The organism is Clostridium vincentii (genome assembly GCF_002995745.1).
Lineage (GTDB): Bacteria > Bacillota > Clostridia > Clostridiales > Clostridiaceae > Clostridium > Clostridium vincentii.
Genome location: NZ_PVXQ01000025.1, coordinates 1 through 13,462, shown reverse-complemented (window position 1 = coordinate 13,462; position 13,462 = coordinate 1). Strand labels below are relative to the sequence as shown.

At 30.4% G+C, this 13,462-nt stretch carries 11 protein-coding genes; all 11 read right to left on the bottom strand.

Going from position 1 to position 13,462, the window contains the following annotated elements; translation table 11 throughout:
• Positions 1–548 precede the first annotated feature (548 nt).
• Complete coding sequence (locus CLVI_RS11320) at positions 549–1,712, bottom strand: AI-2E family transporter (RefSeq protein ID WP_106060245.1); 1,164 nt, start codon at positions 1,710–1,712, stop codon at positions 549–551.
• 137 nt (positions 1,713–1,849) lie between these two features.
• Positions 1,850–2,815, bottom strand: coding sequence for a YbgA family protein (locus tag CLVI_RS11315; RefSeq protein WP_106060244.1), 966 nt, complete (start codon positions 2,813–2,815; stop codon positions 1,850–1,852).
• Between the two features lie 22 nt (positions 2,816–2,837).
• On the bottom strand, positions 2,838–3,974 hold the full coding sequence (locus CLVI_RS11310) for a glycoside hydrolase family 5 protein (protein WP_106060243.1): 1,137 nt from the start codon (positions 3,972–3,974) through the stop codon (positions 2,838–2,840).
• On the bottom strand, positions 3,922–6,225 hold the full coding sequence (locus CLVI_RS11305; RefSeq protein ID WP_106060242.1) for a glycosyltransferase: 2,304 nt from the start codon (positions 6,223–6,225) through the stop codon (positions 3,922–3,924). The genes CLVI_RS11310 and CLVI_RS11305 overlap by 53 nt, the downstream gene beginning before the upstream one ends.
• 60 nt (positions 6,226–6,285) lie before the next feature.
• Positions 6,286–7,128, bottom strand: a complete 843-nt coding sequence (locus CLVI_RS11300; RefSeq protein WP_106060241.1) for a ComEC/Rec2 family competence protein — start codon at positions 7,126–7,128, stop codon at positions 6,286–6,288.
• 49 nt (positions 7,129–7,177) lie between these two features.
• Positions 7,178–8,392, bottom strand: coding sequence for a DHHW family protein (locus tag CLVI_RS11295; protein WP_106060240.1), 1,215 nt, complete (start codon positions 8,390–8,392; stop codon positions 7,178–7,180).
• 21 nt (positions 8,393–8,413) lie between these two features.
• On the bottom strand, positions 8,414–9,700 hold the full coding sequence (locus CLVI_RS11290; RefSeq protein ID WP_341458755.1) for an MBOAT family O-acyltransferase: 1,287 nt from the start codon (positions 9,698–9,700) through the stop codon (positions 8,414–8,416).
• Between the two features lie 184 nt (positions 9,701–9,884).
• Entirely contained in the window at positions 9,885–10,112 is a 228-nt protein-coding gene (locus tag CLVI_RS11285; RefSeq protein WP_106060238.1) for a hypothetical protein, read from the bottom strand.
• 51 nt (positions 10,113–10,163) lie between these two features.
• Positions 10,164–11,756, bottom strand: coding sequence for a CotH kinase family protein (locus CLVI_RS11280; protein WP_106060237.1), 1,593 nt, complete (start codon positions 11,754–11,756; stop codon positions 10,164–10,166).
• Between the two features lie 13 nt (positions 11,757–11,769).
• A complete protein-coding gene (locus CLVI_RS11275; RefSeq protein WP_106060236.1) occupies positions 11,770–12,450 on the bottom strand; it encodes a DUF4956 domain-containing protein in 681 nt (226 codons plus the stop codon).
• A 54-nt stretch (positions 12,451–12,504) separates the two neighbouring features.
• Positions 12,505–13,221 (bottom strand): polyphosphate polymerase domain-containing protein, encoded by a 717-nt coding sequence (locus CLVI_RS11270; RefSeq protein ID WP_106060235.1) that lies wholly within the window; start codon positions 13,219–13,221, stop codon positions 12,505–12,507.
• Positions 13,222–13,462 lie beyond the last annotated feature (241 nt).

Sequence of the window (13,462 nt, the reverse complement as noted above, 5' to 3'; positions counted from 1 at the left end):
TTTGTAGTTTGAACTGTCCCATGTAAATTAGAGACAATGGAAATAATAAGAATCAAATTAAACGGCCTTACCCCTAATTTTAAAGGACTAAGGCCGTATTATATAATATCAAAATAACTATATCTACCTCTATATATTGGTATCACTTTCAAGTTTCCCGTCTATACTGGTCTAATACAAAAGAATTTTGAAAAACCCCTCCACTTCATCATAACCTCAAGAGGCTTAAATGGTATTTTTTTCTTTCCCTTAAGTTATGCACTCCCATTTCATTCAATCCATCACAAGCCTGGTAAAAAAAAGTTTCAAAAAACAGAAAGATAGATATTCATGTAGTGACAGTGATGTTTGTCGTTCATTAAAAGCGAATAATAAAACTAATAGGATAGAAAATGGGTACACAGATTTTATTCTATCTCTGCATACCCATTTTTTATATCTTCCATAATTTTGATTGAAAAACATATAGTTTTTAAGTGGCCTCACTAATTTAGGCTTCATCTTTTTATTTCCGCCTATACATATCTATCAGTTTTTTTAATTTAATCTTATATTTTTGTATTATCTTTTTCCTTACGCTTTATTACAATCTTCATTAAAAATAGCTTTATGATACCCGCAACAGGCACGGCTAAAAGCATTCCAATTATACCTGCTACACTGCCACCTATAATTACTGCCATTATAATAAATATTGGATGTAACCCCATGCTATCTCCTACAATATTTGGTGATATAATAGCACTATCAAGTTGTTGCACAGCTAAAAGCAGAATTACAGCCCATAAAGCCATAATAGGGTTAGGGCTAAGAATACCAACAATAACTGCTGGAATACAACCAATTAATGGGCCGACATAAGGTATAATATTAGCTATACCAGCAATAAGGCCAATAATAAAAGAAAATTCAAGGCCTATAATCGATAGACCAATACCACTAATTAATCCTACTATTGCACCATCGAGTAGTTGTCCTCTTATGAACTTGGATATAATATCATTGATTTCAAAAATGGTATTATTAAGGCTCTTAAGTTTACCTTCACTCACTATAAGACTCATCAAACTCAAATAGAGCTTTTTAAAAAAATCATGGTCTTTTAACAAATAGAATGAAATAAACAAGCCAATAAAACTATTTATAACTCCATTGCCGATGCTTGTAGATACTTTAATTATACTATCTATAGACACTGATAAATAAAGATATATTTGCTCTATTGCCTGAGCTAAGTACCCTTGTATATCTCCAGATAGACCACTTTCAGTAATTCTTTCATTAATAAAATCAAATAACTCATTATAACGCTTTACATAATCACTAATAGTTGTGAACATAACCGATAAGTTTTGATTGTTGCTAATTTGTCCACCAATCATTGCATATATGCTATAAACAAGCACAATGAGCAATAAAATTACTGCTAAATATGTTAGTCCAATGCTAACTAAATAGGTTTTTTCTTTAAGTTTCAGACGTTTAACAAGAAAAGTATTTATGAATTTTGATAATGGATATAAAAAATACGCAATTACACAACCAATAATGAGGGGAGAACTTATTGATACTACCGTTTTTATTATACTAGCTATATTATCCAAAAACGCTTTGAAATTAAAGACTATATTATAGCTTATAAAAATCAAGGTCGCTGCTAGAGCAACATATATTACATATTTGAGATACTTTCTATCAAATCTAATTTGCATAATTATATCATCCTTCACAATTCATTTTAGTAGATACATTTTTCAATATATTATCTCTTATAGTAACATAATTGTCAATCTTCATAATATTATATTCTGTGATTTTATCATTATCGTAAATAAAATTTTTATCTATTTTATATAACTGATTTTGCAGAGTCCTCTAAGAATACTAATTCTTCCGGATATGGGCAAAAATATGTTTGATCCAAAAGATAACTAATGTCAAACCTGACTACATATGATTTTACTAATAACATAGGTGCGTTTAGAGTGAGTTTTCCAGTTTTGTACTTTTCAAAGCAATCAAGTATCAATTCCGTTTCCTTTTTAGTTATAAACTTAGAAAAATATCCCATAGCATGCAATAGAACATTAATATTATTTGTATATCTAGGAATTTTTTCAAAAGCTAACTTTAGATTTTTTTCATATTCCTCCAGAATAACTTCAATAGCATCATCTTTACTATTTGAAACAATCTTTCCTAAAATCTTCATATACTTTTGGCTATTTGCCATAAGTAATAGTTTATTTCTACTTTGAAATTTTATGAGTTCTCCTAAAGAGTTAGAATCTTTTACTATTCTAAAATCTGCACTCATAAAAATTTTTGTTAGAAAATTATCACGAATCCTATAATTATGTAATCTTCCTTCATCTTCTATAGCCATATAGGGAAAAACCTCTATAACCTTGCCCCCAAAGAATCCCGCTCCTTTTACACATGCGGCTCCTTTAGCAGTTCCATGATAAATTTTTACGTTTTTGTATCCACAAGAAGGTGAGGAACTTTTTAAAATGAAGCCATCAATATTCTTTAAATTATTTATATAAGCCTCTGAGAAATCTATCATTTCCTTTGTGAATTCTTTTTCAGTTTTTGGCTGATATAATTTTAATTCATTAGATTCGGCTACAACTCTAATTGGGTCTCTTGGCACTCCAAGTCCTATAGCCATTTCTGGACAAACATTGATAATATTTATGTAAGGCTTTAACATTTCAACAAATGGATCAGTTATCATTTGACCATTATATCTACAGCTATCAAATCCTAAGCATTTACTTAAAAACACATTTGGTTTTATAAAATTTTTCATATTAAGCAACTCCTTTTATAATTTACTTAGTTAGTATATCTACAATCTCAGGGTATTCCCATTTTAGATTATGTCTATCGAACAGCTCATACTTACCAGGCTTATCTTCACTACTTCCCTCATCCCACCAAATGCACATAATTTTTTTGTCTCTTGCGGCAGTTACATAATAATTAACCCATTCTAAACGAGCTTCAATATTATTTTTATTAGCTGCACCAAACTCGCTAACCACTACTGGTATCCCTTTACTAATAAAACTATAATAAAGGTTATTAACCGTCTCATCTATAGCTTTCGTATCTTTGCTGTTTTCTTTGCTCCACTCATTTGTGCCATCCTCATTCATAACAAAATCATAAGGTACATATTCATGAATTGATAGAATTATGTGTTTGTCCTGGGGTAATATAAAATCCTTTACAGCTTCTTCATCAGATGAATTACAGTATGTCGCTAACATTAAATAACGTTTTTTATTTTCCTTTGAACCTTCGCGTATAGTTTCTACAAAAGCAGCATTTAAATTATTTAATACTTCTCTCGCTTCTTTATTTCCAGCATTCCACTCAAACTCAGTATCAATTAGCCTTGGCTCATTCATGGCTTCAAATATTAAATGCTCATTATAATTTTCAAATCGATCTGCAATTTGGGACCATGTTGAACATAACATCTTCTTTGCATTCTCTTGATTGTCATAAGTTGGTGCGAACCATTCATCATGATGGATATCAATGATTGCATACATATCATTATCAAGAACATAATCAACAACTTCCTGTACTCTATTCATCCATTTTTCATCGATTACACCTTTCTCATCCATATGTTCATACCATGTAACAGGAATTCTAATTGTGTTAAAGCCACCTGATTTAATTTCATCTATAATGGCTTTAGTAGTTAGTGGGTTTCCCCAAAAAACTTCATAAATTTCTGGATCACCATTTATAATACCTCGCTCCTTAACATCTAAAGAATTTCCTAGATTCCAACCAGCCTTCATATTTTTTACAAACCGAATTCCTGCCGACTTATTATAAATGTATACCCCAAAGTAAATTGCAAATAAAATTAAAACAGCAGTAATTATAGGATATAGTTTAGAGTAAATCCATTTCTTCCAGTTCCTCTTCCTTGAATACTTTTGTATCATTTTTTGCCACCCCTTTCCCCGGGTGAGCAATTCTAACTTCTTCAATCCATTCTTCTAATAATTTTTGTTCTTCAACATTTGTATGGATTTCATTATAATTTTTAATTGCGTATAGTTCAATATTTTCTCTTATTGTTCTCTCATATTTACACTTAAGTTCTAACCCCTCTACTGGTATCAATTGCAGTTCTTTCGGTTTATCTTGTATACTCAAGACAATATATTTATAGTTATAATTTATAATATGCACAAATCTACCATTTTTAGTTTTAACATCTATATCCATATTAATTCTTGGAAGTCGTCTATTCTGATAAAATGTTTCCTTTGTTCTGTTAGAAACATTCAACTTTAAATCATCAAAGCTACTAAGGGCATCAGCTAAAGTTAAAGGCAATGTTGGAACTCTATCGTATAATATTTGGAGATAGTCTTTATATGAATCAAGCATATCTGTTATATAAAATGCGTATTTCCATCCGTCTTTAGTTTCTTCAACATGAACTATTCTCGCCCTAATTTTGGCATGATATCGATCTGTATTTAAGTTAATATTAACCTCCTGCTCATCGTCAATATTTACAGGCTTATTTAGTATAATTGAAACACCATTTTCAGAAAAATCTTTAGTTTTACCCACAAATGTCATAAAACTATCCTGTACTTCACAATCTATTTCTGCAGTAACTCTTTCGCTCTTACGCATAAACTCTCTTCCTTGTACAAAGAAAACAGACATAACTAAGCTGAATAAATTTATAATTAACCAGAATAGCACAACAATTGGACTTAATGATGAACTTTCAAAAATTATTCCTATAAGATTAAAAATTCCTATCACTGACAATACAATCAAAACAATAAAAGGGATCATATATGCAATGTTTTTACCTTTTTCATTTTCAAAGTCGCCCTTTTTAGTAACTTTAAACTTCTTAAGAGTTATACCAAAGGTTTCTAAAATAACTGGGAATAACATAAATGGGAACAATAGTGTTTCATACACACCAGTCCATTTAGTAGTTCGAATATTTCGACTAAGCATTCTTAATGATATATTACTGGTCACATACATAGGTAGCCAAAATATTAAAACTTCTAATAAGGTACACTTCAAGACAATATAACCAAATGTAGCAAAAAGAATTGGTGACATAATGTATATTAGTCGTTTTATTGGTACATACCAGTACCAAATTGAAGCCATATAATTAGCCTTTTGTCCTAAGTTTAAGTTAGGAGTACTCAAAATGTGCATTTTTCTTCCTGTTGTAATTACGCCCCTTGCCCAGCGAACACGTTGTTGAAGTAAGCTCTTAAGATCTGTTGGAGATAGTCCTGAAGCTAAAACCTCATTAATTGCATAACAAATATATCCTTTTTTCTGTAATAGTATTCCCGTTGCAAAGTCCTCTGTTATAGATCCCATAAAGAAACCACCAATGTCAACTAGCGCAGCCCTTGATAATAATGTATTAGATCCGCCATAAATAACACTATTGGTTTTATTTCTTGAAATTTGAATATCCTTATAAAAGTAATCTTGTTCATTTGGAATCCTATTTTCAGAGAACAGGTTGAACTGGAACAAATCTGGATTATAAAAACTTTGAGGTGTCTGAATAAATCCAAGTTTAATTTTATCCTTTTCTGCCAACTGCTTGTTCTTAATCTCTGCATCAATGAAATAAGGAACTGTTTTCACTAAAAAATCATGTTTCGGAATCATATCAGCATCAAAAGTCACAATTAAAGGAGATGATGTAACAGTCATTGCATGATTTAAATTTCCGGCCTTAGCACCTTTATTATCTTCTCTATCTATGTAATTTATTCCCATTTCTTGTGCAAGTTTGCGTACTTCTGGTCTTCTACTATCATCACATAAATATATATGAACTTTATTTTTATCAGGATAGTCCATATATAAACATCCGTTTACTGTCTTAAACAATAAATCATTAGTTTCACTATATGTAGCAATATATACATCTACATCAGGATACATATCTAAAGGAACCTTTGGCAGAGGGTATGTCTCAATTTTGTGCATATTAAAATAATGAACAGCTGCTTCTAATGCACCCAACACCTCTACAACAATTAAAGGTATACCAACAATTAATGATACTAATCCAAATTCAATTGGTATTGTATAGAGAATCCTCCAACCTAGATAAATGCACGTTAACACAATATTAAGTATCAACCATGCTCTGTTTTTATATTTTCTTAAATTCACCTTTTTCATTTACCAACACTCTCCTTTACTCTACATTATTATTCATAGCTTTGGAATATCCTCGTAAGTTTAATCATCATCTTGAAGCTGTAATACATCACCATTGCTCTGAAAGATTTTATCCCCAGTTCCTGTATAAAACACTTGGGTGTTTGTCTCTTCACAAGTTTCCTTAATTATTTCATCAGCATTATTTGATGTAACTACCGCATAAGTTGGACTTAACTTTCTAATAAATTCTTCCGAATTAATATTTGCACGTCCGTGGTGAGGTATTTTAAAAAGATCAATATTTTCCCAATTAATTAACAACATTTCTCCAATTCTTTTTTTCTCTGCATCTCCCGCAAATAGCATATTGACCTTACCATGCTTAATCAAAGTAGCTAATGAATAATTATTGTCCTTTGTATAATGTTTTTCTAAGGGTGGATATACAAGTATATTCATTTCACCAACTGAAAATTTGCGAGTTACTGTTGGATATATTATAGGGATACCTTGTATTTCAATTTTTTTATTTAAAATTTCTAGTTGCTCATTCTCTTTTGCATAATAAGGTTGAACAATGTTTTTCACTTCAAAATTATCTATAATCTCCACTGCGCCACCAATATGGTCTTTATCTGGATGAGTAAGAATTAAAAATTCAATAGAAGATACATTTTTTCTCTTTAAATAACTTAGAATTTTCTGTGTATCTTGTTTTTCACCTGTATCAATCACCACATTTACTTCACCTTGTTGTACAAGAATACAATCTGCATCTTCTTTAAGTCCTAAAAAAGAAATTTCAACCGGCATACCTTGTTTAATTTTTTTTGTATTTTGCAAGTGAATACTCCAGTACCCGAAAAAAATAATTAATAAAAAAATACTCCAACCAAAAATGTTTATTATTTTCTTATACATCCACTAACCTCCCTACTGTTAGTATAATATTTTATTCTTTGTTTTCACTTTAAAAAAAAGTGAAAGCTTCTTCATTAATATTGCCTGGATATAATTCTATAAATACATAATCAAAGTTATTCTCCTCTAAATACTTTTCAATGTCTACCTTATTGGTAGTCGCCAATGGCCAAATCATATGTATTTCACTACATAAAGGGGCCAAAAAGGAAAGAGTTGGTGAAAAATAAGAATCTCGTATACATAATATTTTAGGACCATCTGGATTGTTCTTATTTGTGATTTTATCCCAGGGATTAATAGTTTCAATATATGTATCATACTTAGAAACCGAATAGATTTTAGAAGAAGATAGAAGATCTAATTGTAATATCGACTCTTCAAAACTACCTTCTTTACGCTTTGTATCTCCATTAAGATCTATAGCTTCCCAAACTAAGTTTGTTTCAAATTTAGGTGTAATAAATGTAAAATCATCTAAGCCGCTATAATTAATTCCTGAATTTCTCCCCATAGAACCAAGCATGCTTTGAGGATAGTAGTGTATATTATAATTATTCAAATCACGATAAAATTTATTTGGGTCAAGCTGCACACCATAGCGACTTTCCATATCATCCACTATGGCACAAAAACCAAGAAAAGCTGCTTCAATTGTCCAGTGGTGGTCTGTTTTATAGAAAAGTTTTTCATAAGGTAGTCCTGATTCTAATATTGGTTTTCGTAAATCTAATGTTTCAACACTATTATTTTGAAGATAAAGTAAGAATTCATCTTGAATTTTATTTGTATCGCTAACTGGGAAACCTTTGTCATATAATGAAATATTTGGCACATATTTTCCTGGTGGATTAATAAATAAAGTTTCAGTTTCTTTGCTTGCAACGCTTTCTTTTAGTCTTCGTATTTGTTTTGCATATTCCTTTAATTTAGCATCATCTTCTCTATAAAAGCTTGGATAGTTTAAATAGCCGCTTTTATCTTTTCCATAAGTAAAATTATCTATTTCACTTTTACCTAACAATTTTTGAATATATCCATATGTTTCAATAAAGCTGATTTTACCCACCAGTTCGTCATTGGCTGTATCTTCTATTTTGCTAATTAGCTTTTTTACATCATCCTGATTTGTTGCTTTTTCATATTTTTGGAAAGCTATACTCATCCCATCAAATTGATACATAAAATTAGTAATGCCGAAGGTAAACAATATAAGAAGAAATATTCCTGCAAATATATACTTTTTCATAAAAAAGTGTTTCATATCTATGCCTCCTTTGACAATCTAGAAATTAAAGTAAATAAAGGGATTGTATGAACCTCTTGCTAAGTAAACAACACATATAATAAATAACCCAGTCATTGCAATTGGATAAGCAATATTATATACATTTCCAATAACAGACATCTTTCGCTGTGCTAGTAGCAAATTTATCTTCTTTGCAATTGGTGTGCATAATAAAATTCCTAAACCTAACCATAAAGCATTTTCTTTTAAAAATACAAGCGCTAGATCACTATAAAATCCATTGTTATTAAGTCCAAACATATTAAGATAGTATCGTCCAGCTTGATACAAATCAGTGGCTTTGAAAGTCACCCAACCAAATATTACTATAATCATAGTATATATATTCATTAGCATTTTATGTTGATTATTCTCATGATAACGCAAGAAACGCTCTGCTAATATAAATATAAAATTCCATATTCCCCAAAAAAGGAATGTCCAGTTTGCTCCATGCCAAATACCTGTTAATAGCCATACAATAAATAGATTACGTACCATTTTATCTTTACTTTTAACTCTTGAACCACCCAAAGGAAAATACACATAGTCTCTAAACCAAGTCGACAAGGAAATATGCCATCTTCGCCAAAATTCTGTAATAGACTTTGAAATATACGGATAATTAAAATTTTCCTCAAATTTAAATCCAAACATCAATCCAAGCCCAATTGCCATATCAGAATATGCGGAGAAATCAAAAAATATTTGCAACGTATATGCAATAGCACCTAGCCAGGCAAGCATTGCTGGCACAGTATAATATTGTTGACCAATTGTTGACCAATTGAAAATATTATCTGCCATTATAGCAAAATTATTTGCTAACAACATTTTCTTACCTAGTCCTGTTACAAAACGACATGCGCCAACAGAAAACTTTTTATAGCTTGAATTACGATTTCTAATTTGATCTGCAATATTATTATATTGAATAATTGGCCCCGCAATTAACTGTGGAAAGAATGCAATATATAATCCAACATAAAATGGGTTTTTCTCTACTTTTGTCTTTCCTTTATAAACATCAATAACATAAGATAATGCTTGGAAAGTAAAAAACGAAATCCCTATTGGAAGTGAAAGTGATGTAGTAGATAACAAATCTCTTTGAAATATATCATTAATATTTTCTATAATGAAATTTAAGTACTTGAACACAAATAATATGCCTATGTTTATGCAACAAGCCACAACAAGTAATATTTTCGCCTTTTTCTTATTCTCATGACTGTTCTCAATGAAGAATCCAAACACTGAATTTAATAAAATTGAGAATAACATAATTAGAACATAAATTGGCTCCCCCCATGCATAAAAGAAAATACTAGCAATAAAAAGCCAAATATTCTGTGCCATTCTTGAAATACTTAATACATAGTAAACCAGTATTACCACCGGTAAAAAATAAAACAAAAAAATTATACTTGAAAATAACATTTATCTTCTCCCACACAACAAATAGTTGTCATTCTTTTTTATTTCTATAGTAAAAGAAACTTATTAGTATACCTAGCATACAAACACAAAAAGCTATTCTAAAAAACCATATCCAAAAAGGTGTATTTATTACTTGCAAAAAGTATTTAACTTCCTCAACCTTTTCCGGTATATTTGCAGCAAAAGCATTACACTTACTGGGATAAATAGTTATAAAAACACAAAACATTATAATTCTAATTTTACATTTTTTCATAGCTATAAATTCCCTCCTGATCCTATTTATAAATATACTCACACTAAGATTTTAGTTACGTGATACATAAATTATGGGAATACAAAATATAGCTATTGACAATAACAATATTAAATTTTTTCGACTGCTCCAATCTGTTTCCCATATTGTAGATTCCTCCAAAATTTCTAAGCTCTTTGGAATTGTATTACCATGTTTTCTTAAAATTGTTTTCAACTTATATATATCTTGCTTGTACTCAGAAACTTCACGATAAATTAAGTCGTCATCTGTATCTATATATGATTTTAGCTCATACTTATCTTGCTGTTTCCGAGCGTCATTCCACCGAGCCCATTCACGGTCTTGGGCTGGTCCAATATATGTTTCAATTTCTTCAATAGTATCCATAATATTTTCTTCTGAAAGATATTTTATTCTAAGTTCTGAATAACGTTTTTCAAGTTTTAATATAAAGGACTTATCTGTTGTAAGTCTGTCAAACCACGGTGCCGTTTGAAATGCCATCACTTCTACATCCATAGGTTGTTCAGTGAAATTATCTACTGCACCATCATAGTCCCATACTGGCCCCATGCTAAGCTTTCCTCCTAAGTCCTTGTACATATAAGTAGAATTATTACCTGCGTCATAATTTCCAAAAAACTCATTAATTAAAAAGTAATCAATAAAAGAGTCAACATTGATATATTCGGGGTAGGTGGAAAATTCCGAATAATTATCCGAATATATTATTCTTTCTATTTTACTGATATCATTTTCAATATAATCTACCATTTTTGGAGTTATGCTATATTTACTAGGATACCGTAATCCAAGATATCCCCCACTAAGCTCATTTACAGTAGCATATGTGTCAAGCAGAATAGATTCTTCATCATATCTATCCCTACGCACCATATAGCTGTTATAGTTCTTAGTAGCCTTATACTTAGAAATATCTACCCTATCTATACCCGACTTAATACTTTCTCCTAAAAGATAGACACCCTGATAGGTATAGGTATCATTTTCTTTTATCACCACTTCGCAATACTCTGTATCCGGTGTATAGGGCATAAACTGTGATGCAATGCGATAAGCTAAATAATTACGCATCATACTTTTATCTGTCATAGAGCCATTTATAATCCACTCCTTATCTTCACCCATTCCTAGTAATGATAGTTCATTATCTTGTCCTGTTTCTGTTACCAATTTAACTAAATATTGTGGTTTAGCATATGACATCGATGTATTTCCGCGCAGTTTTATTTTTATTCTGCTTTTACTTACCGGCGTATCTGTTAACTGATTTCTTTTGCTATTATCTAGCACCTGTATAGTTCCATCTACATAAGGTTCCATATCTTTGATAGATTCATATAGAAGTGTTTCTTCGTTAAACAGTGTATTTACAGGAGGCTCTATTCCTTCAGTATCAATTATCACTATTGGCAAATGTGAAGAGAAATCACTTTTCAGTGTGAAATCTTCCTTCGAAGAAACCAATGCATTATCTTCTTGTTCAAGGCTAACTAATGGTTCGTTATAAGAGTTAGTTCTTTTCACCTCAGCTTTTTTATTATTGTAAATAGTCATACTAAAACCGATGATAAGACTTACCGCAATTACTATTAAGCTGATACTGCGTCTATCTGTCATTCTTAACCATCCTTTATCGATTTATTTCATCATTTTGGCATACAATATTTACGTTAGCCATACCTTCTATTTTATATAGTATGTCTGAAATAGACTCTTCTTTTTTATTTGCATCATTAATCATTACTTGAGATAACTCGAATATGTATTCTACTGTTTCAGATGAAGTATTCTTTACTCTTAAACGAGCTTTCCCTTTATATTGATCACTTATAATTTTTTCAATATGCTCATCACACTTGCGTTGCCCACGAACTACAAGTAGATAACGATCATTGGTTTTAACCATTCCAAATATTAGTAAAAATAAAAATATTACTGCTGATCCAACAACCGCAATCATAAATTCCGAAACACCACAACATATACCAACTCCAATAGACCAAAAAATATATGCTGTATCTCTTGGGTCTTTAATTGCTGTACGAAAACGTACAATAGATAAGGCACCCACCATACCTAGTGATAAAGCTATATTATTTCCAATTACGTTCATTACCATTGCTGTGATTAGTGTAAGCATAACCAAAGATATGTTAAAACGTGCACTATATACTGCACCAGTTTGTGAAAACCGATAAGATATATATATAACAATTCCTAACACAACTGCCATTAAAAAATTAAATATAACTCCTTCTAATGTTAATGCCCCTGTATTTGTGACCAAATAATCAAATAATTCTTCTTTCATAATTTCCTCCAAACTTAAATTCTTAGATTATTAGATTTTTATCTGGCTCTATTTTTATATAAATAATCCACCATTAAATTGACTAACACTTCTAGCCAAACAATATTTGCTATTTGACGTAGACATTTTATTACATTCTGACAATAAATCTCTGACATAACTTAATAAGAACCTATTATATTTTACTTCTAATGTTACATCATCAAAATGGCTAACCGGATATAGATTTAAATTTGCAGAAAATAGGTCAAAATTACTTTCAGTTGCTTCAATGCGAGCATCAAGAGTAATCCTTATATCATTTTCAGGCACTATAAATGCCACTCGCCTGTATTCAACAACACATTTTGGTATATAAAGCTGTTGCATCATAATAAAATACAATTCCTGCGCAAAAGAATTTTCGTAAGATAGTAAGCATTCATATTTGCCTGATATTAACTCCAGAGCATGCTCCTTAGAAACAGCGAGTGATCTTTTACGTTGATTATCTCCACTTTTCTCTTTCATTTCTAACTTAGCACTATTTGCACTTGGAGAATAAATACGCAAACGAATTTTTTTTCGATATTCATAACCATCTTCTTTTTCTGTATAATCAGTATCGTCTATTGTATCAAAATATAATGACCTAACCATATATCCCTTATTGGAAGAATTATTTGCGTCTTCATGGAGAACTTGTGAAAATAATTGATACAATTTACTAGATGCTGTTTGAGATATAATATATTTCTTTTCCTTTCTAAATACATCTAACATTCCCTTCATTTATCAACATTTTCCTCCTTTTTTTGCACTTTGTAATCATTTCCATTAAATTTTTTTATTAGTTTTATATATTATATTATGTATTTATATATTTATCAATGTATGTTTTTATATTGATTGAGTCAAGTAAAAGTGGGCAACTATTTTATTATCCATTATTTTACAGTATATATTTATAACTTCCCTTAAGCATTTTTACTCTTAATTGTAACTAATATCTCCAAATCCTTTTAATCCACAT

Bases quoted from the DNA above. Each gene is read 5' to 3' on its own strand.
- CLVI_RS11310 (WP_106060243.1), bottom strand. From the start codon at position 3,974: ATGATACAAAAGTATTCAAGGAAGAGGAACTGGAAGAAATGGATTTAC.
- CLVI_RS11275 (WP_106060236.1), bottom strand. From the start codon at position 12,450: ATGAAAGAAGAATTATTTGATTATTTGGTCACAAATACAGGGGCATTA.
- CLVI_RS11290 (WP_341458755.1), bottom strand. From the start codon at position 9,700: ATGTTATTCTCAATTTTATTAAATTCAGTGTTTGGATTCTTCATTGAG.
- CLVI_RS11280 (WP_106060237.1), bottom strand. From the start codon at position 11,756: ATGACAGATAGACGCAGTATCAGCTTAATAGTAATTGCGGTAAGTCTT.
- CLVI_RS11270 (WP_106060235.1), bottom strand. From the start codon at position 13,221: ATGAAGGGAATGTTAGATGTATTTAGAAAGGAAAAGAAATATATTATA.
- CLVI_RS11315 (WP_106060244.1), bottom strand. From the start codon at position 2,815: ATGAAAAATTTTATAAAACCAAATGTGTTTTTAAGTAAATGCTTAGGA.
- CLVI_RS11320 (WP_106060245.1), bottom strand. From the start codon at position 1,712: ATGCAAATTAGATTTGATAGAAAGTATCTCAAATATGTAATATATGTT.
- CLVI_RS11295 (WP_106060240.1), bottom strand. From the start codon at position 8,392: ATGAAACACTTTTTTATGAAAAAGTATATATTTGCAGGAATATTTCTT.
- CLVI_RS11285 (WP_106060238.1), bottom strand. From the start codon at position 10,112: ATGAAAAAATGTAAAATTAGAATTATAATGTTTTGTGTTTTTATAACT.
- CLVI_RS11300 (WP_106060241.1), bottom strand. From the start codon at position 7,128: ATGTATAAGAAAATAATAAACATTTTTGGTTGGAGTATTTTTTTATTA.
- CLVI_RS11305 (WP_106060242.1), bottom strand. From the start codon at position 6,225: ATGAAAAAGGTGAATTTAAGAAAATATAAAAACAGAGCATGGTTGATA.